Genomic DNA, 22,572 nt, shown 5'->3' with positions numbered 1-22,572 from the left:
TGCTCCATTCTCAGCGCCAGGTTCCCTTGATGTTAATGGTGCCGCTTTGCTCTACCGCACCCTCCCATATCTCATCGTTGACGGTGCGCTGTACCCTGGGATCGGTCAGGTCAAATTCCAGCGTCAGTTGATAGAACCGCGTAATGCCTTTGCCGTTGATCGGATCGTTCCATTCCTGCGGTGGCTGGCTGTCTTGTATGCCCAATGCGCGAATATCTACCGGGGTCCGATCACAGCGAATGGCATGTCGGGAGGCGGCACCATGCGTCGCCGAATCGAATACCAGCCTGGTCGGTATTGGTACGGCCTGTTCGGAGGTGAACGTTCCGGTAGGATAAAAAGTGCAATACCCCTGGTAAGGGGCACCCTTATCCTGTGATATGGAGATCTCAAGCAGATCGGCACTGATGGGGCCACTATCCGAAATATTGTATGGGAAGCTCAATACATCTTTACCGACGCTGCCTTCCCTGTAAGGATTGGTTACTCCATCCGAAGATAGGATCGAGACGCTGAAATCCCGTGGTTTGATATGAATCTCAGTTGTACCGCTGAACTCATAATATCCACTCTCTGGAGCATATCCGTTTTTCATATTGAAGTTGATCAGGCTGCGAGTGAGCTGCTCTTGTAAACCCAGTCTCACGACCTGCTTGAAAAAGTTGCTAGACAAGAAAAGGTAGACAGACTGTTGCCCCCTTAAGTAACTGATATTGTAACGAGAACCCTTATTTGCCCAGTTCTTTAGATCTGCGCTCATTTGCAGGTCGGCTGTGCCTATGGCGCTATTTAGCGAGCTGTTTTTAACATTGGTATACATATAAGGCTCGCTATAGCTCTGGCTACCATCTTCATTGAAATTGTAATCAAGAAATCGACACAAAATACCGTCTCGAGTACCCAGCCTGTAGTTCTCGCAACCCTGTGAACCCGGCAATACGTAAGGTGTTCCATTGCTGTCTACGATCACCTCGCTAATTGCGTTGGTTTGTATGAAGCGTAAATGTCCGGCCTTCTTGTGCTGCATGTTCCTCACATACCAATTACCGCTGTTCTGATCGACACAGCGTTCTCCCGCAGCAGCATCATATTTGAGCGTGGTCCTGCACAGATTCATTTCCCTGTTCAGAATAGCCCCAACGGGCATTACCCGCAGATAGTCGAAGAAGCCTGGACTCAGCTTGCCATGGCCCCATCCAGCGGATGCCCCCATGAGCCCGAAAAAGCCGAGATCATCGACAACGGCCGGCTTGTTGACTGCCTCTGCCGTGTCGGGATCGCAACGGGTATATGTCATGATGCACCGCTGGTTGACATAAGGTCGACGGATGGGGCCGTTCTCCCACATGTCGACGTTCCAGTTGTTGATATCGGTGTTGTACCCGTTATCAACGTACGCCAGACTCACCTGTCCATTTCCTTTGAGCGAGGTCCAGGCATTCGCACCGGTCAGTCGTGGATCCAGTGCATCGGTTGGCGCAACAAACAGGTTGTTGTCTTCCTGGTTTTCAATGAACAGGAAATTGCGAAGTGGTGCATTCGGCCAGACGGTTTTGGAGACAGCTGCACTGCCCTGCTGAGCCCAGCCAGTACCAAGCGCAATGACCAATAGCAGTCTGTGTGTGATTTTCATGATCAATATTTCCTCACCATGGCATAGGTGGGCAGTCCCTGGCAGGTTACGACTCCGACCCAGGCCGCGCCCGTGTGTCTTGCAAGATCCAGCTCGGCTTCACAGAAGTCACTCCCCTGGCGGAAGGTCAGCAAGGGATTGGCCTTGTCCACATCCAGAGAAAATTCGCCAGCGTCGTTAGTAACCGTGGTCCCGATATGGTTGTCAATGCGGGCGTTGGCCAGCAGTGAGCCATCCTCTGCCTTGAGTACGCCGAAGACAGTTATCATCTCCTTGACGCTATCGCTTGCATCCAGGGTGGCGACGTTGCCGGGGAACAGGGTGTAGCGCTGCTTGCCGGTATTGATGTCATAGCTGTCTTTCCCCGTCTTGCTGTTGAGCAGCTCAACCTCGTATTCCTGATATGGGGAGAGGGCGAGGAAGGTCTGTTCCCCTTGCAGGGGGTAGTCCTGCCCATTCACCTTGGCGATCATCTTCCCTTCACGGGCGATCCCGGTATTGATGATCAAGCCCGCACCCGAGGCACTCCGGCTCGATGCGGTCACGGCATTTTCCGTGGTGGCCAGGGCGCCCCGTGCAATGAGGTTGCCGTTGATGTCACCGCCATGGCCGCGGCCCAGCGTCATGGTGCCGCCCATGGCACTGTGCTCGAAACCCAGGGTGCCGGAGAGAGCCGTATTGTGCTCATCGCTGCCGTGCACCATGCGCGAGGCATTGAATGCCGCCAGATTGATGACGCCGTCCATGCGTTTCTGGTAGCTGAGGTTGGCCGTTGTCTGACCCTGTTCGTTGCTGCTCATGCCAAAGCTGAACAGGTTGTCGAACGGAATCGAATAATCCAGGGTGACACTCTTGTTACTGAAGCCATTGAGGGTGCCACTGTCACTCTGCAGGCTGGCGCGCAGCGACAGGTTGCCGTATCGACCCGCATAGAGGTGCTGGTAGTAGTCTGCATAGCTGCGATCGCTGTTCATCTGGCGATCGTGCTGGGTGTTGAAGGTCAGCTGACCCAGTCCGCTGATCCAGCCACCCAGGTTGAGCGTGATGCCGGCGGAGTAGAGCTCGGTATCGCCCACCATCAGGGTGCTGCCAGTCTTCAGCTTCTCCTGGCTGATCCACAAGGAGGCGTAGTCGTGGGCCTGCAGGGAGAGGCTGGAGGCCAATCGCCACGAACGATCCGAAGCCAGCATGCTTTGCAGCTGTGTGCCGAGGCGATCGGTGACCTGCCAGCTTGCGCGCGCCTCGCCTACCGCAGCTTCCTTGAAGGCATAGGTAGTGGTGGCTAGTTCAATGGTGCCCAGCGAACGCGCCAGCGATACGCCAAACAGGGGGGAATCGCCGCTGTTTTGGGTACCTTCCATCATGCCTCCCCACCATTGCCAGCCCCACTCCTTGGTAAAACCGAGGTTGCCGCCGAGCTTGGTGACACGCTGTGTCGTGGTGCTGGTCAGCCGTCCATCCACATGGACTTCGACCGTGACGTTGTAGACACCGTTGGGGAAAGCAGAGGTATCAAGGCTCTGGTTGCCGATAGCCAGGTTTTGCAGGCCGATCAGGCGTCCATCCCTATAGACTCTGGCCTCGCCATTGGCGGGCATGAAAACTTGTACCGGCGTGGTCGATTCGTTGGCCGTCTGTTTGCGAGACTGCGCCTGGTTGCCATAGGACGCCCCGTAGATGCGGCCCGTGGTCAGGCCCGTCACCACCCCCAGGGTCTGCAGGTCCCACGTTGACACCATGCCTGCCGCGATGCGGCGATCATCGAGATCCCGTTCGTACATGGCGCGGTAGATATCTCCGGTCTGCTCAGGCTTACCCAGATTGTAAAGGGAGGCGTCCATGGCGACATGATGGGCACCTAGCCCGACGGTGCTGTCCAGTTGCAGGAAATTGGAGTCGCTGTGACCGCTTTGCGGGTTGCTGATGAAGGAGTAGCCCAAGTTGTAGCGATGCACCCCCGTCAAGGTATCGACCGTCGGGGTCAATGCCACCCGGTTGTCTGGCTGCTTGGCCTGGCCAAATGCTTCTCGCGAGACCCTAATGGTCAACAGCATGGCTACGAGGTCCAGCTGCATGCTCGCATTGGCATCGAGCCGCAGGCTGCCATCTGCAGAAAAGGTGCGTTGCTGTTTGCTGGAGAGCATGGCAGTGAGGGCGTCGTTTAGCAGTCCTTGCTGCTGGCCGGCACTGAAATCAAGGTGCAGCAAATGCAGTTTGCCGTCCTGGAGCAAAAGGGTGGCGTTGCCGATGGAGCCATCGGTCAGGGTGTCGATCCGATTGTCCTCATCCGTGTATTGGAGGCGCACCGGCACCGCCAGCCCCTCTTCCAGTGCACTAGCAAAGCTGGCGGGAATGATGACGTTGGCGATCCTGAGGGGGGCTGTGGCGCTGGCCGGGGCTGACAGCACGATCAGCCATGAGAGTGGCAACAGCCAGGCTTTCTTCAACATATCGAGCACCATGGTTCCAGATGTCGGCAACGGGGCCTCGTCACCCTGCGAGGGGCGAGGACAGTACCGGTAAAAAGAGGTTATTTGACGATGACGAATTCCTGACCCAGCCACAGGCCCAAGTGGCTCTTTTTGTCATGCATGTCGACCTGCTTGAACCGGCGCTGCTTGCCCGGTAGGTCGTAGTAGGTCTCCTTGCACAACTCCTGGCTTTTCAGGCAGGGGCCGTACGCCACGGTGCGGTAGGAGGCATTGCCCTTGTTGGTCAGGGTGTCGCCCTTCAGGTCGTAGGAAAATCGCTGCTGGCGCGGCGTCACCACCAGGATTGTGCCTATCTGGGCCGAGGTGGTGGCGACCGCCTGCCGACGTTCGCTACGCTGATCGTCTGCGGAGAGGGCGGTGTCCAGCCAGCGGATGCGGTAGTAACGCTCCTTGTCATCTTGTGGGCCCTTGTAAAAGAACCTCACGTTATTTTTGGCATTGGCGGGCAGCATCATCCGGCTGGGCGACAGCATCAGTTCACCGCTCACCTCCATGGGGATCTCCCGTCCCCCCTCTTCCGGGGAGGAGATGCGCGTGACCGTGACCGTGACCAGCCTGGCCTGGTCGCTGCCATTTTCGATCTGCTTGGCGACTTCCTGGCTGTCTGCGTCGATGAAGGTGGTCACGGCGCCGACATTGATTGCCTGGCTGATGCCGGGAATGAGCAGCAACCATATGGCTATGATTTTCAGATTCATGGGATGTCTCGAGAGTAAAAAGGGCCCCGCAGGGCCCCGAATGGTATGCGGTGAATGACTCAGACCCAGTTCGCAACGAACTCGACGTTGACTTCGCCGCTCCACAGGCCATCCGGCAGGGCATCAAAGGTGGTGGTGCTGCCGTTGGCGGTGGCGCTCTCGATGTTGAAGGTGAAAGAACCCTGGGCCGTGGTGCGCTGCGCATCGTTCTGGAAGCCGTTGGCGATGGGGGAGAGGTTGCCACCAGTGATGCCGGCCGCCGTGTCGATCAGCGTGGTATAGGCGGTGGTGCTGACCGGTGCGCCGCCCCACAGCACGCCCACGTCGACAGTGGAATCGCCACCCAGGTGATTCAGAGTGCCGTTGAGCTTTTTCGCCTTCAGGGTGAAGGAGGTGGCGCTGGCATCCCCCTTGATGGCGACATCGAACAGGCCGTTGACGGTGTTGAACCCCTTGATCCCTTCTGCATATTGGAAGGAGAGGCTGGAGAGCGGGGTTACCACCAGCTCGGAGGTGGTGTCTTTCTTTGCGGTGGCCTGCCAGGTAGCTACGGCGGAGGCTTCCACGGCAGCTTGAGCGGTAGCGGCAAAGCCCAGTCCAGCGATGGTCAGTGCAATCAGAGTCTTCTTCATTACGATATTTCCTATATGTTTTCTGATAGGCGGCGCAGGCCACCTAGTTGATTGATTGCCCGCCATGGGCATCTCATTGCCCCCGGTGACGATTTGACCAAGGGAGGCAGCCGGCCTTGGAACATGTTGTTCCTCGGACCAGCTCGTTTTTTCTTCGACTAAGATAGCGATAGGACTTGCCTGGATCGATTGATTGCTGCGTAGGAAAAATCTTAAAGGGGTGGGGAGGTAGTGATGGGGAGCTAGGAATCCGCCGTAGTAAACTCGGCTGGCAGAGAGGGTAAACGAAGTACAGAATAAATAACCGATTGATAAATATATGAAAAATAATAAGGATATAATCAGCGCCAGCTTTAAAATTTGTGATTTATTAGTTTTTAACATCTTATGAACATCAAGGGGGCTGTATGGTATAGCTGCTTGATTTATAGTTAATATACTACTTGGGAAGGACTAAACAGCAGGTTTATATATGTCAAAGATATTGATTGTAGATGATCACCCAGCAATAAGAATGGCTGTGAAAATGCTGCTTGAACAGGATGGACATCATGTTTTAGCAGAGGTTGATAATGGTGTTGATGCTATTTCTGCAGCCAAGATAAACCGACCCGATATCGTGGTTCTTGATATTGGAATTCCCAAGCTGGATGGTATCGAAGTCATTAAAAGACTCAAGCTGCTGGATATAGGTACCCGGATCTTGGTGCTGTCTGCCCAATCGACCCACCATATTATGGTGCGTTGTCTGCAAGCCGGTGCTGAGGGTTTTTTGTCCAAGCTGGATGATTTGTCTTTATTGAAGGATGCGATAGCAAAAATAGAAAAGAAGCTGCTCTACTATCCTCGTGAGGTAATTGCCGGCGCCAGACATGCCCATACCGTCGATCGCGAGGATCTGCTCTCCAGCCTCTCTTCCCGGGAGATGAGCGTGCTGTTGCAGATTTGCCAGGGCCATGCCAACAAGCAGATTGCCCAGAGCATGCTGCTGAGCGAGAAAACCGTCAGCACTTACAAGACCCGGCTGATGAAGAAACTCAACATCACCAACATCGTCGATCTGATCAGTCTGGCCAGACGGCAGAAGCTGTTGTGAGCGCGATGAAACCACTGCTGTTACTGCTCGTTCTGATCTGTGCTTGGCCATTGTCGGCCAGGGCGCAAGCAGAGCCGCTGCTGCAAGTCTATTCGCGGGATGGCGGGGAGTACCTAGATGCCAGCCCCTTGCCGCTGCACGGGGAGGAGTGGCGTTGGCTGCAGGAGCGTGAGCGGCTGATCCTGGGGGTGCCAAGACCCGATAATCCCCCCATGGACATCACCCTTCGTGCCAATGCCTATGAGGGGGTGACGGCCGACATCGTCGGCATGCTCACCCATTTACTGCATATCCAGATCCTGGTGAAGGGATACCCCTCCAGAGCGGCCGCCATCGAGGCGCTCAAGCGCGGGGAGATCGACTTGCTGAGCGCCTCGAACACTTATGAGCAAGAGCAGCAACTCCTGTTGACCGATAAATATATTGCAGATGATCCCGCCATTTATAAAAATATCGCTATAAGGGAACGAGAAATAAAGTCGGTGGCAGTCCCCGAGTATTATTTGCCATATACGGACATCATGCGCTATTTGTCAGATTATAAAGTGAAAATATATCCCTCCCGTTATAGTGCGCTCTCCGCCGTGGCTTATGGCCAGGCGGATGCTGTCATGGTGGATATGATCTCTGGTAACTTTATCGTCAACAAATTTTATCAGAGCAGCATTCAATTATTGAAGCCGCTTTATATCAATACCAATGGTTTTGCCTTTGCGCTCAATCCCAAAGACCGGCGACTCAAGAGAATAATAGACATAGCGCTGGGGGAGATCCTAGAGAGCAAGCGGGCGGAAGTGGCCAAGCGCTGGAATGGGGGAGGCCTCTCCATCGGTGCCAGCAAGGTCGGGTTGAGCCGCGAGCAGTGGGAATGGCTGGGCAGGCGGGAAAATATCCGGATTGCCGTCAACAGCGGCGTGCCACCCCTCAGCTTTCTCGACGTCAATGGCACCATGCATGGAGTGGTCGCCGATCTGCTGCAGGTCATTCGCGCTAAGCTGGGGGTGGAGATCGAGGTCGTGCCCGTCAAGACGCCCGAGCAGATGACCCAGCTGCTGGATGGCGGTCTGGTGGACGTAGGCGTACTGAGTCCGTCGGCGGATCGCAGGAACCGCTATCTGTTCAGCAGGGCCTTTGTCCTCGAGCCCCTGTCCTACGTGGTGGGGCTGCGGCACAAGGGCATATCGCCCGATACCTTGCTCAAGTCCGGTACCGTGGCTGAGATCAAGGGGTATATCACGACGCAAGTTGTCTCGGAGGCTTACGGCAGGCTGACGACACGGCAGTTCGACAGAATTGAAGATGCGTTGCGCTGCGTGGCAACGGAAGTGTGCGACGTGACCGTGCTGCCGCTGCGGGTGGCCAAGTACTACATCAACAGCAAATTCCCCGACAGCCTGATCATCACGGGGGAATTGTTCGAATCCATTCCTATCGGTGCCGCCTTTGCGGTGTCACCCGATCATCAGATATTGCGGGACATCCTAGACAAGATCATCGCCATCATTCCTCCTGATGAGCTGGAGGGGCTCTCCAACCGCTGGCGGGTCAGTGCCCAGCAGGAGTCCATCTCCTGGCAGGAGTTGGTGCGGGAGTTCGGGGGCTTCATCGCGCTGATCCTGCTGTTGACTCTTTGGGTCGGCCTGTGGGGATTGTCGCTGCGCAAGCAGGTGCGTGAGCGGCGGCAGGTGGAGGGGGCGCTGAGCACCCAGCTCAAGTTCATTGCCGACCTGGTGGACGGGACGCCCCACCCCATCTATGCGCGGGATCTGGAAGGGGGGCTGGTCCTGTGCAACAGCAGTTACGCGAGCTTCTTTGGGGAACCCAAGGTCAGTCTGCTTGGTACGGGGCTGGATGACGTGCGAACGCGCTGGCCTTTTCTTGTCCCCCTGCTCGCAGACCTGGCCCTCTCCCGGAAGACCGGGCTTCCACAGGAGGGAGACCATCGCCTGATCATGCCAACGGGCGCAGTGGATGTGTACCACTGGGTGCAGCCTTATTACGATCTCGAAGGCAAGGTGCAGGGGGGCGTGGGGGGCTGGATCGACGTCAGTGAACGGGTGCGCCTGCTGGATGAGCTGGCGGTGGCCAGCCAGGAGGCCCAGGAGGCCAACCGCGCCAAGAGCACCTTCCTAGCGACCATGAGCCATGAGATCCGCACCCCCATGAATGCCATCATCGGCTTGCTGGAGCTGGCCCTCAAGCGGGGTAGGTTGCACGAGGAGGATCAGGCGTCCCTCACCATTGCCCATGGCTCGGCAAAGGATCTGCTGAGCCTTATCGGCGACATCCTAGATATCTCCAAGATAGAGTCCGGCCGGTTCGAGCTGGCGCCTGAGCCCCACGACATCGTGGCCCTGACCGAGTCGGTCGTCACCGTCTTCACCGCACTGGCCAGGCAGAAAAACCTGCGGCTGGAGCTGGTGACGGGAGAGGCGCACTGGGTAGAGATAGATGGCCGTTGCTACAAGCAGATCGTCTCCAACCTTATCAGCAACGCCATCAAATACACCGAGCGGGGGTCGGTCAGGGTGATGTTGGGCTCCAGGGTCAGCGACGGCTGGTGTACTCTGCAGCTCGTCATCAGGGATACCGGCATAGGGATAGCACCCGCTGAGCAGGCTCGGCTGTTCCAGCCGTTCAGCCAGGCCAGCCAGCCAGAGCACATTCAGCAGTCCGGCACCGGTCTGGGCCTGATGATCTCGCGCTCCCTGTGCGAGTCCATGGGTGGCTCCCTGGTGCTGGAGAGCGAGCTCGGGCAGGGGACCCTGGTCTGCGTCGAGATGAAGTTGCCCATGGCCGCGGCCGTGGTGCCGCCCCCGTCTGCCGACCGGGGACAGGCCGTGGAGGAAGGGCGAAGGCTGAAGGTTATGGTGGTGGACGATCACCCCGCCAATCGCCTGCTGGTGACCCAGCAACTGGCCTATCTGGGGCATGAGGCCAAAGCCGTGGCCTCGGGGGAGGAGGCCCTGCAGGAGCTTGCCGATACCCGGGTGGATGTCGTCATCACCGACTTCAACATGCCAGGCATGAACGGCTTCGAACTGACGCGGCAATACCGGGCGCTGGAGCGGCGCCAAGGCTGGCCGCGCTGCGTGATCCTCGGGCTGACGGCCGATGCGCGTCAGGAGCAGATCAACGAGGGGCAGTCGGCGGGCATGGATGACTGCCTGTTCAAGCCGATCGGACTGGAGGCGCTCGCTCAGAGCCTGCGGCGACATATGCAACGTGAAGATCAGAGCCACATTGCCACCTGCATGCGGGAGATAAGGCAATACCTCGGGCCGCTGACGGCGCACCAGTCGACCCTGATGGTGCCTCTGCTGGCCGAGTTTGTCCGTGCCAGTGATGACGACCTGCTGGGTCTGCAGGAGGCGGCACAGGCGGGGGACGTCGGCCGCTTCATGGACAAGGTGCATAGGCTCAAGGGCGGCGCCAGGATCATGGGTACCCTGAAACTGGTCGCCACGTGCGGTGAGATAGAGTCCTGGACACTCGACGAAGAGACGCTGCCGGCAGCGCTGGCACGGCTGCGCCAGGACTACGAGGTGGTCAGGCTGGCCGCCACTCGGCTCCAGAACGTGGACGAGTAAACCTGAAGGCATGCGGGGCATGCCTTCAGACTGCTCAACCGAGCCAGTAGACCATCAGCTCATAGGCGGCCTCACCCACCTGGTCCGGCCTGGCTGAGGGGGCCTGATAACTCAGGTAGTAGCGGGTCGCCTGTGTCAGGGGCAGGGGATGGGTTTCGGAGAGCGGTTGTCCATTTAGGGTCAAATGGATTTTTTTGCCGTCTTGCTGTGGCAGGGTGCCATAGAGTTTGCGGGCTTGCAGTCGATAGGTGGTGTTGAAATCCGGGTGACTGAGGTCGGCAGCCAGGCTCTGGACGGGGGCCTGTACCGGGTCCGAGTTGATGGGCTGGAAGCCGGGGTGGGTGAGGGATACTTCCATGTTGGTCTCTTTGCTGGCGGTGGCTTGCCAGTTCAGCTGGCCCACCTGCGCATTGGCGTGAACGGCGGCGCTGCTGCAGCCAATCATCAATGCCAGCACCATGTTTTTCTGAAACATAGTTATCTCCTGTGTCGGACTGGGCTCCACTTGGCGGGAGCCTACTCTTATCGGCCACCATTCCAGAAAGCTGAACCCGTCAGCTGATATTCGGCAATGAGCCAGCAGGAGATAAGGGGTATGATCTTGCACCTCGATACATCTCTTTTCCATTGATACGGGATCTCACTCTTGCTTGAAAATCAGATGATGCTGCTGGCGGTGTTCGAACGGGCGGCGCTGATGCTGATGACCCTCTTCTTCCTGACCCGCACCCGGCCGTTCCAGCGGCTGTTCCAGAAGCGGGATCACACCCCGGCTGAGCTGGTGCTGGTAGCCTCCATCTTCTGTTTGTTTGCGGTGTTCAGTACCTACACCGGCATTCCGGTGGAGGGGGCGCTGATCAATGTGCGGATCATCGCCATCATCTCCGGCGGCATCCTGTTTGGCCCCTGGGTCGGCATTCCGGCCGGGGTTATCTCCGGCCTGCACCGCTACCTCATCGACATGGATGGCCACACCTCCATCCCGTGCCTTATCGCCAGCATCATCGCCGGTCTGCTCGCCACCTGGTTGCATCTGCGCTGCCGCAAGTCGCGGCTCTGGCTCTACGGCATTCTGGCGGGGATGCTGTGTGAAGGGCTCACCATGCTGCTCATCTGGCTGCTGACCGAGCCGCACGAGGTGGGCGTCGAGATCGTCAGCCATATCGCTTACCCGATGATCGCCGGGGCACTCTGCATCGGCCTCATCATCAAGCTGGTGCAGGATCTGGATGACGAGAAGGAGCTGATTGCCGCCAAGCAGGCCAAACTGGCGCTCGATATCGCCAACAAGACGCTGCCCTTCTTCCAGAACATCGACCGCCACTCCCTGAGCCAGGTCTGCGCCATTATTCGCAGCGAGATCAGTGCCGACGCGGTGGCCATTACCGACACCCGTGATGTGCTGGCCTATGTCGGGGTGGGCAAGGATTACTACGAGCTGGAGGAGCACCACGCCATCAGCGGCATGACCCAGCAGGCGGTGCTGCTCGACCAGATCATCATCAACAACGATCTGCGCCAGTATCATCTCTCCGATTTCCACTCGGTCATCATAATTCCGTTGCGGGAAAACGGCGCGGTGAGCGGCACCCTCAAGATCTACTACCGCCGCACCCACAGCATCACCAGCTCCCTGCGGGAGATGGCGGTGGGCCTCTCCCAGCTCATTTCCACCCAGATGGAGGTGTCGCGCATCGAGCAGCTCAAGGAGATGACCCGCAAGGCGGAGTTCACCGCGCTGCAGAGCAAGATCAACCCGCACTTCCTGTTCAATGCCCTCAACGCCATCTCATCCTTGATCCGCATTCGCCCCCAGCAGGCGCGCCAGCTCATTGCCAATCTGGCAGACTACCTGCGCTACAACCTCAACAAGGGGGATGAACTCATCGACATTCAGGAGGAGCTGCAGCAGGTGCGTGACTACGTGGCCATCGAGCAGGCCCGCTTCGGCGACAAGCTGGAGGTGGTGTTCGAGGTGGACGATGTACACATTCAGGTGCCGAGCCTGCTGTTGCAGCCGCTGGTGGAAAACGCCATCCTGCACGGCATTCAGCCCCGCAGCGCGCCGGGTCGGGTCACCATCGAGGTGAAGCAGCTGGCGGGCGGCATCCGGGTAGCGGTGCGGGACACCGGTTACGGCATCAGTCAGGCGGTGATCGACGGGGTGGCCGCCGGTCGGGTGGAGAGCCGCAGCATCGGTCTGATGAACGTGCATCAGCGGGTCAAGCTGCTCTATGGCGACGGTCTGCACCTCAAGCGGCTGGAGCCGGGTACCGAAGTGAGTTTCTATCTGCCGGATCAGGAGTCGATGCCATGCTGAGTGCCATCATGGTTGAGGATAAGTGTGTGCCGCGAGAGGTGTTGTCATGCTGAAAGCCATTATTGTCGAAGATGAATATCTGGCTCGCGAGGAGTTGATCTATCTGGTGAATCAGCACAGCCAGATCGAGATAGTTGCGAGCTTCGAGGATGGGTTGGAGGCGTTCAAATACCTGCAGGATCATGAGGTGGATGTGGTGTTTCTGGATATCCAGATCCCCTCCATCGATGGCCTGTTGCTGGCCAAGAACCTGCACAAGTCGAGTCATCCGCCCCACATCGTCTTCGTCACCGCCTACAAGGAGTTTGCGGTGGAGGCGTTCGAGCTGGAGGCGTTCGACTACATCCTCAAGCCCTACAACGAGCCCCGCATCATCAATCTGCTGCAAAAGCTCGAGCATGCGGGCAAGTCGCAACCAGCCACCACGGGGGAGGCGGGCGCTGAGGGGAGCAGCCCGCACAATCGCACCGTCAATCTGGTGAAGGGGGAGCGCATCATCGTCACCCCCTGCGAGCAGATCTACTACGCGGAAGCCGACGAGAAGCTCACCTATGTCTACACCCGCGATGATCGCTACGTGATGACCATGACCATCAGCGAGTTTGTCAGCCGCCTGCCTGCCGAGGGCTTCTTCCGTTGTCACCGCTCCTACTGCGTCAACATCAACAAAATCCGCGAAATCGTCCCCTGGTTTAACAGCACCTATCTCATCCGGCTCCATGATCTGCCGTTCGAGGTGCCGGTCAGTCGCAGCAACATCAAGGCGTTCCGTCAGCTGATGCGGCTCTGATTGTCATTCATTCCCGTCGATCTGCATTTCATGCCTTAATCGATCGGCGCGAACTGCGTCTTGCCTATAGTGGCCTCAATTTCCTTAAGGCCATCGACCGAGACGCATCATGACCAAAGAGATGAACCGCACCCGGTACCTGACACTGATCGGTACCATCATCACCCAGTTCGCACTGGGTTCTGTCTACACCTGGAGCCTGTTCAACGCCCAGCTCTCCGACAAGCTGGACGAGCCGGTGAGTCAGGTTGCTTTCGCCTTCGGCCTGCTCAGCCTGTCGCTGGCGGTCGCCTCCTCCATGGCGGGCAAACTGCAGGAGCGGTTCGGGGTGCGCAACGTGACCCTGGGGGCTGGCGTGCTGCTCGGCATCGGTTTCTTCCTCACCGCCCATGCCAGCAATCTGGCCATGCTCTACCTCTGCGCGGGCATTCTGGTCGGTTTTGCCGACGGTACCGGCTACCTGATGACCCTCTCCAACTGCGTGAAGTGGTTCCCGGAGCGCAAGGGGCTGATCTCCGCCTGCTCCATCGGTGCCTATGGTCTCGGCAGTCTCGGTTTCAAATATATCAACCTGCTGCTGCTCTCCAGCTCCGGCCTTGAGACCACCTTCCAGCTGTGGGGCTTGATTGCGATGTCCATGGTGCTGGTGGGCGGCATGCTGATGAAGGATGCGCCCAAGCAGGCCGCCTCCGTGCAGCAGAGCGAGAGCCGTGACTTCACTCTGGCCGAGGCGATGCGCAAACCACAGTACTGGATGCTGGCGCTGATGTTCCTCACCGCCTGCATGAGCGGCCTCTATGTCATCGGCGTGGCCAAGGATATCGGCGAGAAGATGGTGGGTCTGCCTGCCGTGGTCGCTGCCAATGCCGTCGCCATCATCGCCATGGCCAACCTGGGTGGCCGTCTGGTGCTGGGGATCCTCTCCGACAAGATGTCCCGCATCCGGGTCATCACCATCGCCCAGCTGATTACCCTGGCGGGCATGGCGCTGCTGCTGTTCGTGCCGCTCAATGCCAACCTCTTCTTCGTGGCGGTGGCCTGTGTGGCGTTCAGCTTCGGTGGCACCATCACCGTCTACCCCTCGCTGGTGAGCGACTTCTTCGGTCTCAACAACCTGACCAAGAACTACGGCGTCATCTATCTGGGCTTTGGTCTGGGCAGCATCATCGGCTCCATCGTGGCCTCCCTGTTTGGCGGCTTTATGGCGACCTTCCACCTGATCCTGGTGTTGCTGGTGGTGGCGCTGGTGCTCTCCCTCACCATCCGCCTGCCGGCACCGGTAGCGGTGGAGCGGGCCTGATAAGTCTCCCTGCCACAGCAAGCAAAAACAGAGACCCGGGCCATGCCCGGGTCTTTGCATTTCCGATGGTCGATCAGCACGGCGCCAGCCCCAGCAGCTGGCGGGCCTGACGGCAGCGCTCCTCCACCGTTGGCCACTCATCACCGGTTACCGTGATATGGCCCATCTTGCGGCCGGGGCGGGGTTCGCCCTTGCCGTAGAGGTGCAGATGCAGGCCGGGCAGCGCCAGCAGGGCGGCCCAGTCTGGCGTACCCTTCTGCCAGAGATCCCCCAGCAGGTTGATTAACAGGGCGGGGCGCACGGCGATTTGCTCCGGCAGCGGCAGATCGCACAGGGCCCGCACCTGCAACTCGAACTGGCTGCATGCGGCGTTGTCGAGGCTGGGATGACCCGAGTTGTGGGGGCGGGGCGCCAGCTCGTTGACCAGCAGGCGCCCCTCCACCAGAAAGAACTCCACCGTCAGTACCCCGACGTAATCGAGGGCGGCAATCAGTCGCTCAGCGATCCCTTTGGCCTCGCGCTCCAGCGTTGGCACATTGGCCGGGGAGCGGGTCTGGTCCAGAATGCCACCGCTGTGCCAGTTCTGCACCAGCGGCAGGGCGCTGATGGCGCCGCTCGGGCTGCGGGCCAGGGTCAGGGCAAACTCCCCCTCCAGCGCCAGCCGTTGTTCCAGCACGCAGGGCACGCCACTAGCTGCCAGCGCCGTCGCCAGCTCATCCAGATTACTCACCTGCCACTGTCCCTTGCCGTCGTACCCTTCGCGGGCCGTCTTGAGGATGGCGGGCAAGAGTTCGCTGGCCTGTGCGGGGATAGGCTCTTCCGGAAGTAGCGCCAGATAGGGGGCGACCGGGATGTCAGCTCCGCGCAGAAAGGCTTTCTCCTCGCGGCGATCCTGACAGATTCGCACCGCGCTGGCGCCCGGGCGTACCGGTTTTTGTTTTTCGAGCAGCGCGAGGGTGGCGGCGGGCACGTTCTCGAACTCGCAGGTAATGGCTTCGCAGCGGCTGGCCAACTCGACCAGTGCCCCAGTGTCGTCATAGGGGGCGACAATATGATGATCGGCGGCGGCACCGGCGATGCTGGCGGGATCGGGATCCAGCACCACCACCTTGTAGCCGAGGCGGTGGGCGGCCATCACGAAGTAGCGGCCGAGCTGGCCGCCCCCCAGCATGCCGAGGGTGGCGGGAGGCAGGATCATGTCGGCTCCTCCAGCGTGAGGGCAAGCACCCGGTCGCGCTCGCGGGTGCGGAAGTCGTCGAGCTGCTGCCGGTAGTGGGGGGCGTCGTCATCCCGGGCGACCGAGAGCAGGGAGACCGCAAACAGGGCGGCGTTGGCAGCCCCCGCCTCGCCGATGGCGAAGGTGGCGACCGGCACGCCTTTAGGCATCTGCACGATGGAGAACAGGGAGTCCATCCCCTTGAGATGACGGGAGGGGATGGGCACCCCCAGCACCGGCAATGTGGTCTTGGCGGCGACCATACCCGGCAGGTGGGCGGCGCCACCGGCCCCGGCGATGATGGCGCGCAGACCGCGCTCGCGGGCAGTGGCGGCATACTCGAACAGCAGATCCGGGGTGCGATGGGCCGATACCACCTGTGCCTCGTAGGGCACGCCGTGCTCCTTGAGGATGCGGGCGGCGGCCTGCAGCACGGGCCAGTCGGAGTCGGAGCCCATTACCAAGCCGATCAGGGGAGGGGTGTTCATGTGTATTGGTTCCTTGCTGTTAAACGTTTGCTTTTGGTAAACAAAAAGAGCCGGCAAGCCGGCTCAGAATTTTTCGGGTCGCACGATTTCGACCGGTTGCAGAAAGGCGATCATGGCGTAATCGGGGTAGTAACGACTCTGCAGATGGGCCAGCAGCCGCTCCGCCTGCTCCCGGCTGCAGATGGCCTCCAGCCGGATGTTGCCGCTCTCGCTCCAGCTGGCGTTGCGCTCGCCATGATCGCCACGACCGCGGGCATCTGTGATGGTGTAGCCGCGCAGCCCCTCGCGGGTGAGGGTGCGCAGCAGGGTCGGCTCCAGATTGGCTTCCGTAATGACGGTCAGCAGGGTGCGGGTCTCGGTCTGCATGTGGCTACTCCGTGAAGTGGCGGGCCCAGCTGTGGTAGAGCGGGATCCCCAGCATGATGTTGAACGGGAAGGTGACCCCCAGCACGGCGCTGAGGGACAGCCCCGGGTTGGCCTGAGGCACGGCGATGCGCATGGTAGCCGGCACGGCAATATAGGAGGCGCTGGCCGCCAGGGTCGCCAGCAGGGTTAGTCCGCCGAGGGAGAGGCCCATCAGCTGGCCAGCTGCCAATCCCAGTCCCGCCGAGGCGAGCGGCATCAAGAGGGCGAAGCCGAGCAGGAAGAAGCCATGCTTGCGTAAGTCCTGACACTGACGGGCGACAATAAGGCCCATCTCCAGCAGGAACAGCGCCAGCGCCCCTTTGAACAGGTCGACAAACAGCGGTTTGAGCGGGGCAATCCCGTCCGGCCCGGCCAGATAGCCGATGGCCATGCCGCCGAGCAGCAGGGTTACCCCTTTGCCGAGGAAGGTCTCGTGGGCCAGCATGCGCCAGCGGGTCTCGCGACTGATGCCGCGGGCGAGCACTATGCCCACCAGAATGGCCGGGATCTCCATTACAGCCAAGAAGATGGAGAGCTGGGATTCAAAGCTGATGCCCCGCTCGGTGAGCCAGTTCACCCCGACCGCAAAGGTGGCGACGCTGACCGAACCATAGTGGGCGGCGGTAGCGGCGGCATCCACCCGGTTCATCTTGAGGCGCAGCACGGCAAAGCCGAGCAGGGTCTGCACCACGCCGAGCAGGATCACCAGCGCAAGTTGCGGCAGCAGGGGTTGCAGGGATTGCTGGGCCAGACCGACGCCGCCCTTGAGGCCGATGGCCAGTAGCAGAAAGAGAGAGAGGGTGTCGTAGAGGGCGGGCGGCAGCTTGAGCTCGGAGCGCACCAAACCGGCCAGCAGACCAAACAGAAAGAAGAGTACAACAACGTCCAGCATGATGGTTCGCAGGGCAGTTCAGATAATGTTTGCATGCTAGAGCCCGCAATGTTTCGATAAAATCAGATTCTCGCTGATGGTTGTTCGGTAAAAACTGATAGGGAACGGCATGCTCAACTACAAACAGCTCTACTACTTCTGGCATGTGGCGCGCTGCGGCAGCGTGACGCAGGCCGCCGAACAGCTGCATCTCACGCCGCAGACCATCAGCGGTCAGGTGGCCGAGCTGGAGCAGTCCCTCGGGGTGGCGCTGTTCAACCGGGTGGGGCGGCGTCTGGTGCTGACCGCTGCGGGTCGGCAGGCGCAGGAGCAGGCGGGGGCGATTTTCTCGCTCGGCGCCGAGCTGGAGCACACCCTGCGCCACGCCAGTCAGGAGCTGACAATGCAGGTGGGGATCGCCGATTCGGTACCCCGCACCCTGGCGTTCGAGCTGCTGGCTCCGGCTATGGCGCTGGCAACGCCGCTGCGGCTGGTGTGTCACGAGGAGCGGGCCGAGCAGCTGTTCAGCGAGCTGGCCCGTCACAAGCTGGATATGGTGCTGATCGATCGCCCGCTTCCTCCCGACAGTGGTGTACGTGGCTACAACCACGAGCTGGGGCGCAGCCCGCTGGCGCTGTTTGCCAGCCCCGAGTTGGCGGCGCGGGCGCGGGACGGTTTTCCCGCCTCGCTGGAGGGCTTGCCGCTGCTGATCCCCGGAGAGAAGTCTGCCACTCACGATCGGCTGCTGGAGTGGTATCGCCAGCAGGGTATTCATCCCCATCTGGTGGGACAGTTTGATGATTCCACCCTGATGAAGTCGTTCGGCAAGGCGGGGATGGGGATCTTCCCGGCACCGCTGGCAATGGCTGACGAGATTGGCCGTCTCTACGGAGTGGAGCGGATTGCGACCCTCACCGACGTCACACTCTCTTACTATCTGGTCTCGGCAGGGCGCCATCTCTCCCATCCCGGGGTACAAGCGGTAATGGAGGGGGCCCAGCTGCGGCTGACGGTGCTGGCTGGCAAGAAATAGAAATCTGGATGGCTATACATCCAGCTTGGCTCTGCCTATAATCCTCCCGCTTTGGCGCATCATGCTTAATAGGGAATCCGGTGAAAATCCGGAGCTGGCGCGCAGCGGTAAGGGGGAACGAAGCGACATCAGGGCACTGCCGTCAGGCGGGAAGCCGTCGCCGTAGGCCATCAGCCCCCGAGCCCGAAGACCTGCCAGAGTTCGTATTTCGGGCCGAGAGAAACCGGCCACGAAGTAGATACTTACGCGAACTTAAGGATCTCTCATGTCGAAGAAATTTCTGGCGGCTGCCCTGTTGCCGACGGCAGCGTTTGCCCAGCAGCTGACCATTCCCGTCAATCCCACCATGGTGGTGACCGCTACCCGCGTCGCCCAACCTGCCTCCAGCGTGCTTGCCCCGGTCAATGTGGTGACCCGGGACGAGATCGATCGCCTGCAAGCCCAGACCGTGACCGATGTGGTCAAGACCCTGCCCGGTGTGGAAGTGGTCAGCAATGGTGGTCGAGGCCAGCTCAGCTCGCTGCGGGTGCGTGGTGGCACTTCTTCCCAGACGCTGGTGCTGGTGGATGGGGTGCGCAGTGCCTCTTTGACCGCCGGGATGACCGAACTGAACAATCTGCCACTCAATCAGGTCGAGCGGATCGAGTATATCCGCGGCCCGCGCGCCACCATCTACGGCTCCGACGCTATCGGTGGGGTGATCAACATCATTACCCGTCCCGACAAGGGGACAAATCAGCACAAGTTCAATATCGGTGCTGGTTCCCATCAACAGCGTCAGGCCGCTTTCAGTAGTGCCAGCCAGGTAGGTGAGGCGGGTCAGCTCAAGGTGGCTGGCGGTTTTGATGATGAAGAGGGTTACAACGTACACCCCTTGCCCGGCATCAACGATGGTGACCGTCACGGGCATCAGGGCTACAACGCCATGCTGGACTACCAGCAGGCGCTCGGCAGCAATTGGGATCTGTTCGGTACGACCCGCTGGTTCCGCAATGTGGCCCAGTATGCGGGGTCTGATACAAACTATGCGCCGCATCGAGCCGAAACGTGGACTGAAAACCAGAGCTATCAGCTGGGGTCGCGCTATCACGATGATCGCTATCTGAGCGAACTGCGCGGCGCCTTCTCCAGACAGGATGCCTACGACTATCTCGACAATAGCGGCCGTGATCAGGCCAATAACCGAACCTACACCCGCCAGTACAGCCTGAACTGGGTCAACAGCTTGAAATTGAACGAGAGCTGGACGCTGGGAGGCGGGGCCGATTGGCAGAGTGATCGACTGGATGATCGCTCCCGCTCCTCCGGCGCCACATATCCGGCCGACGCCAAAGAGCGGGACAATACCGGCCTCTATGCCCTTGCCCAGTTCGACAACCAGACCTGGCAGGCCGAGCTGAGCGGCCGCAGTGATGACAACGAGCAGTTTGGCCGCCACAACACCTGGCAGACCGGCGCAGGCTGGCGTTTTGTCGAGGATTACCGCCTGAGTGCCCGCTACGGCACCGGTTTCCGCGCCCCCTCCTTTAACGACCTCTACTATCCGGGGTCAGGCAATCCCAACCTGAAGCCGGAAGAGTCGAAGAGCAGCGAGCTGATGCTGGACGGTCAAACCGCTGGCGTGGAGTGGCGAGCCACCGGTTATCGCAACGACTTCGAACATATGATCCAGTGGGCACCCAACAGCCAAGGTATGTGGACACCACAGAACGTTGGCAAGGCGCGAATTGAAGGGATCGAGCTGGAAGGGGAGTTTGATACCGGCTGGGTGAGTCATAGGGTCTCTGCCGAATACAAGGATCCCAAAGACAAGGTAACCGACAAGCAGTTGCAGCTGATCTCCCGCAAAGGGGCCAAGTGGGTGACGCAGGCGCAGTGGCAGCAGTTTGATGGTTCATTGAGCTGGATCTATCAGGGTGAGCGCTATGGCGATGTGGCCAACACCACAACACTTGGTGGCTACAGCGTGTGGAATCTGGCGGTCGGCTACAAGGTTACGCCGGCACTCAAGGTATCGGGCAAGATCAACAACCTGCTGGACAAGCACTATCAGACGGCGGTGGGTTACCCTGCCGATGAGCGCGCTTACTACGTGACAATGGATTACTCACTCTAAGCCGGACCCGGCCAAGCGGAAAAATCAGGGGCCCTGCCATTGGCAGGGCCTTTTCTATTGGCGGCAGGCGGGAGTATGATCACCGCCTTGCACCAAAGGGGAGCTCAAGTGGCCAATATTCTCGTGTTTGATTCCGGTATGGGTGGCCTGACCATCTACCGGGAGATCCGCCGCGTTCTGCCGGCACACAACTATTTCTACTGCTTCGACAACGCCAACTTCCCCTATGGTGAATTGAGCGAGCCCGCCCTGATTGCTGCCTGCACCCGCTTGGTGACCACCATGGTGGCCCGTCATCATATCGATCTGGTGGTGATTGCCTGCAACACGGCCAGCACCATAGCGCTGCCGGCCCTGCGCGAGGCACTGGATATTCCCGTGGTGGGGGTGGTGCCAGCCATCAAGCCCGCCGCTGCACAGACTCGCAACGGTTGTATCGGTCTGCTGGCCACTCCAGGCACCGTCAGCCGCGACTATACCCATGAACTGATCGCCCAGTTTGCTCCCGGCAAGCGGGTGCTGCTCAAGGGCACCACCGAGCTGGTCATAGAAGCCGAACACAAGCTGGCGGGCCTACCGGTCAATATTGCGCTGCTGCGCGAGGTATTGGCCGACTGGCTGGAGGGGGAAGAGAAGCCGGACACGCTGGTGCTTGGTTGCACTCACTTCCCGCTACTCAATGAAGAGATTGGGCAACTGATGCCGCAATGCCAGCTTGTTGACTCGGGCAGTGCCGTTGCCAAACGGGTGGCCTGGTTGCTGAGTAATGGCGGGCATTCTGCCGTGCAGCCTGTACATATAGAAGAGGTGATTGCCAGGGCTTACTGTACCCGGCTGGATGGGGAGGCTCAAAAACTGACAGCCCCCTTGCAAGCATGGGGGCTGTCATCACTGGAAGAGGTGAAGTACTGACGAGCGGTTAGGCGTCAGTTTCGCTACCTTCTCTTTCCTCTTTATCACGTTTGTCATTCGCTTCACGCACCTTGAGGGTGCGCTGCTGGTACTCTTTATCATTCAAAGCGGCAATCGCTTTGGCGGCATCGGCGGCGGGCATCTCCACGAAACCGAAACCTCTGCGCTTGCCGGTTGCCTTGTCCTTCATCAACCGCACGGAAATGACCTGGCCCTGTTCGGCAAACAATTCGCGCACTGCGATCTCATTGGCGCGATATGGCAGGTTGCCTACATATAAGGTGCAAGTCTCCTGATTGGCGATCGACTCGGCGACATTAGCCGGGGTTCGCTTCAGGAACAGCGGTACCACGAAACCGCCGATGGCCAGACCTGCTGCAAAAATCACTTCCGCTTTCAAAGAGAACTGCAGGGCCTGGGCAACCAGGTAGCCAACCACTGCCAATACCAGAGCAAGGATTGCGGCCTGCATATATACGGGAAACTTGGATAAATTCATCTTAAAAGACCTTTTGTAAATGAAAGCAAAAAAGGTGCAACACTATATTCACCTCCATGGTAACCAGCTTTCCTGATTGGCGCTACCATGGACCACTCGGGAGAGGTTATCGGCTCCAGTATGGCATTCCCAAGGTCACTGAAGGCGACATAAATGACGCTAAAATGGGAGTGAAATAACCGGACTGTGGATAACATTGTATATATACACTGAATAAGCTGTTTCTAATTGAATAATTTGAAATTTTCGTGATTTTCTTCAAAAAAAGTCTTGTCATCGCAGCGCCGCTCCCTATAATGCGCCCCTACCAGCACGGCGGAACACGCCGAGCTGATGGGCCAGCTTCCTGGTGAAGTGGGCGCCGAAAGAAAAGCGAAAACAATCGCTTGACTTTCGAAGTGAGGAGCGTAATATGCGCCTCCTCAACGCGACAAGCGTGACGCTCTTTAACAATTTGAATCAAGCAATCTGTGTGGGCACT

The 22,572-nt window shown here is 59.2% G+C and carries 18 protein-coding genes and 1 riboswitch; of the genes, 8 read left to right on the top strand and 10 right to left on the bottom strand.

Translation table 11 applies throughout. The features are described 5' to 3' along the window. Positions 1 to 10: 10 nt before the first annotated feature. The 4 genes from G5315_RS14600 to ecpA form a co-directional block, all read right to left on the bottom strand. Complete coding sequence (locus tag G5315_RS14600) at positions 11 to 1,633, bottom strand: hypothetical protein (RefSeq protein WP_421333274.1); 1,623 nt, start codon at positions 1,631 to 1,633, stop codon at positions 11 to 13. A 2-nt stretch (positions 1,634 to 1,635) separates the two neighbouring features. Continuing rightward, positions 1,636 to 4,083 (bottom strand): CS1-pili formation C-terminal domain-containing protein, encoded by a 2,448-nt coding sequence (locus G5315_RS14595; protein ID WP_421209840.1) that lies wholly within the window; start codon positions 4,081 to 4,083, stop codon positions 1,636 to 1,638. An 80-nt stretch (positions 4,084 to 4,163) separates the two neighbouring features. After that, entirely contained in the window at positions 4,164 to 4,823 is a 660-nt protein-coding gene (locus tag G5315_RS14590) for a fimbria/pilus periplasmic chaperone (RefSeq protein ID WP_421209842.1), read from the bottom strand. Between the two features lie 59 nt (positions 4,824 to 4,882). Beyond that, on the bottom strand, positions 4,883 to 5,455 hold the full coding sequence (gene ecpA / locus G5315_RS14585) for a common pilus major fimbrillin subunit EcpA (RefSeq protein WP_421209844.1): 573 nt from the start codon (positions 5,453 to 5,455) through the stop codon (positions 4,883 to 4,885). Positions 5,456 to 5,927: 472 nt separating this feature from the next. On the opposite strand from ecpA, the gene G5315_RS14580 reads away from it, so the two are divergent. Together G5315_RS14580 and G5315_RS14575 are read left to right on the top strand one after the other, a co-directional pair. Further along, a complete protein-coding gene (locus G5315_RS14580) occupies positions 5,928 to 6,551 on the top strand; it encodes a response regulator transcription factor (RefSeq protein WP_236302647.1) in 624 nt (207 codons plus the stop codon). Positions 6,552 to 6,556: 5 nt separating this feature from the next. After that, on the top strand, positions 6,557 to 10,141 hold the full coding sequence (locus G5315_RS14575) for an ATP-binding protein (protein ID WP_421333273.1): 3,585 nt from the start codon (positions 6,557 to 6,559) through the stop codon (positions 10,139 to 10,141). 34 nt (positions 10,142 to 10,175) lie between these two features. Here the strand turns inward: G5315_RS14575 and G5315_RS14570 are convergent, their stop codons facing one another. Next, positions 10,176 to 10,616, bottom strand: a complete 441-nt coding sequence (locus tag G5315_RS14570) for a hypothetical protein (RefSeq protein WP_252656574.1) — start codon at positions 10,614 to 10,616, stop codon at positions 10,176 to 10,178. A gap of 171 nt (positions 10,617 to 10,787) precedes the next feature. On the opposite strand from G5315_RS14570, the gene G5315_RS14565 reads away from it, so the two are divergent. The 3 genes from G5315_RS14565 (at position 10,788) to G5315_RS14555 (ending at position 14,551) form a co-directional block, all read left to right on the top strand. Further along, on the top strand, positions 10,788 to 12,461 hold the full coding sequence (locus G5315_RS14565) for a sensor histidine kinase (RefSeq protein WP_198303871.1): 1,674 nt from the start codon (positions 10,788 to 10,790) through the stop codon (positions 12,459 to 12,461). A gap of 46 nt (positions 12,462 to 12,507) precedes the next feature. Further along, positions 12,508 to 13,251: a LytR/AlgR family response regulator transcription factor gene (locus tag G5315_RS14560; RefSeq protein WP_157161710.1), complete on the top strand. Its 744-nt coding sequence runs from the start codon at positions 12,508 to 12,510 to the stop codon at positions 13,249 to 13,251. 109 nt (positions 13,252 to 13,360) lie between these two features. Beyond that, a complete protein-coding gene (locus G5315_RS14555; RefSeq protein WP_040069602.1) occupies positions 13,361 to 14,551 on the top strand; it encodes an L-lactate MFS transporter in 1,191 nt (396 codons plus the stop codon). Between the two features lie 73 nt (positions 14,552 to 14,624). On the opposite strand, the gene G5315_RS14550 is transcribed toward G5315_RS14555, so the two are convergent. From G5315_RS14550 to G5315_RS14535, 4 genes are all read right to left on the bottom strand, one after another. Further along, entirely contained in the window at positions 14,625 to 15,749 is a 1,125-nt protein-coding gene (locus G5315_RS14550) for a 5-(carboxyamino)imidazole ribonucleotide synthase (RefSeq protein WP_421209852.1), read from the bottom strand. Continuing rightward, positions 15,746 to 16,255, bottom strand: a complete 510-nt coding sequence (gene purE, locus G5315_RS14545; RefSeq protein ID WP_421209854.1) for a 5-(carboxyamino)imidazole ribonucleotide mutase — start codon at positions 16,253 to 16,255, stop codon at positions 15,746 to 15,748. The genes G5315_RS14550 and purE overlap by 4 nt, the downstream gene beginning before the upstream one ends. Positions 16,256 to 16,318: 63 nt before the next feature. Beyond that, positions 16,319 to 16,621, bottom strand: coding sequence for a P-II family nitrogen regulator (locus tag G5315_RS14540; protein ID WP_005321666.1), 303 nt, complete (start codon positions 16,619 to 16,621; stop codon positions 16,319 to 16,321). Positions 16,622 to 16,625: 4 nt separating this feature from the next. Then, the gene (locus G5315_RS14535) at positions 16,626 to 17,552 is read right to left on the bottom strand and encodes a sodium-dependent bicarbonate transport family permease (protein ID WP_040069609.1); all 927 of its coding nucleotides are present in this window, start codon (positions 17,550 to 17,552) and stop codon (positions 16,626 to 16,628) included. A 109-nt stretch (positions 17,553 to 17,661) separates the two neighbouring features. Here G5315_RS14535 and G5315_RS14530 point away from each other — a divergent pair, with 109 nt between their 5' ends. From G5315_RS14530 to murI, 3 genes are all read left to right on the top strand, one after another. After that, positions 17,662 to 18,564, top strand: a complete 903-nt coding sequence (locus G5315_RS14530) for a LysR family transcriptional regulator (RefSeq protein ID WP_421209856.1) — start codon at positions 17,662 to 17,664, stop codon at positions 18,562 to 18,564. Between the two features lie 35 nt (positions 18,565 to 18,599). Continuing rightward, positions 18,600 to 18,778, top strand: a riboswitch (cobalamin riboswitch). A gap of 51 nt (positions 18,779 to 18,829) precedes the next feature. After that, positions 18,830 to 20,680, top strand: coding sequence for a TonB-dependent receptor domain-containing protein (locus G5315_RS14525; protein ID WP_421263629.1), 1,851 nt, complete (start codon positions 18,830 to 18,832; stop codon positions 20,678 to 20,680). A 108-nt stretch (positions 20,681 to 20,788) separates the two neighbouring features. Beyond that, positions 20,789 to 21,592, top strand: a complete 804-nt coding sequence (gene murI, locus G5315_RS14520; RefSeq protein ID WP_421333272.1) for a glutamate racemase — start codon at positions 20,789 to 20,791, stop codon at positions 21,590 to 21,592. Between the two features lie 7 nt (positions 21,593 to 21,599). Here the strand turns inward: murI and G5315_RS14515 are convergent, their stop codons facing one another. After that, positions 21,600 to 22,091, bottom strand: a complete 492-nt coding sequence (locus tag G5315_RS14515; RefSeq protein ID WP_005339200.1) for an RNA recognition motif domain-containing protein — start codon at positions 22,089 to 22,091, stop codon at positions 21,600 to 21,602. Positions 22,092 to 22,572 lie beyond the last annotated feature (481 nt).

The organism is Aeromonas sp. 603607, from assembly GCF_049171595.1.
Lineage (GTDB): Bacteria > Pseudomonadota > Gammaproteobacteria > Enterobacterales > Aeromonadaceae > Aeromonas > Aeromonas veronii.
The sequence above is the reverse complement of the archived record's forward strand: the minus strand, read 5'-3'. Positions and strand labels throughout refer to the sequence as shown.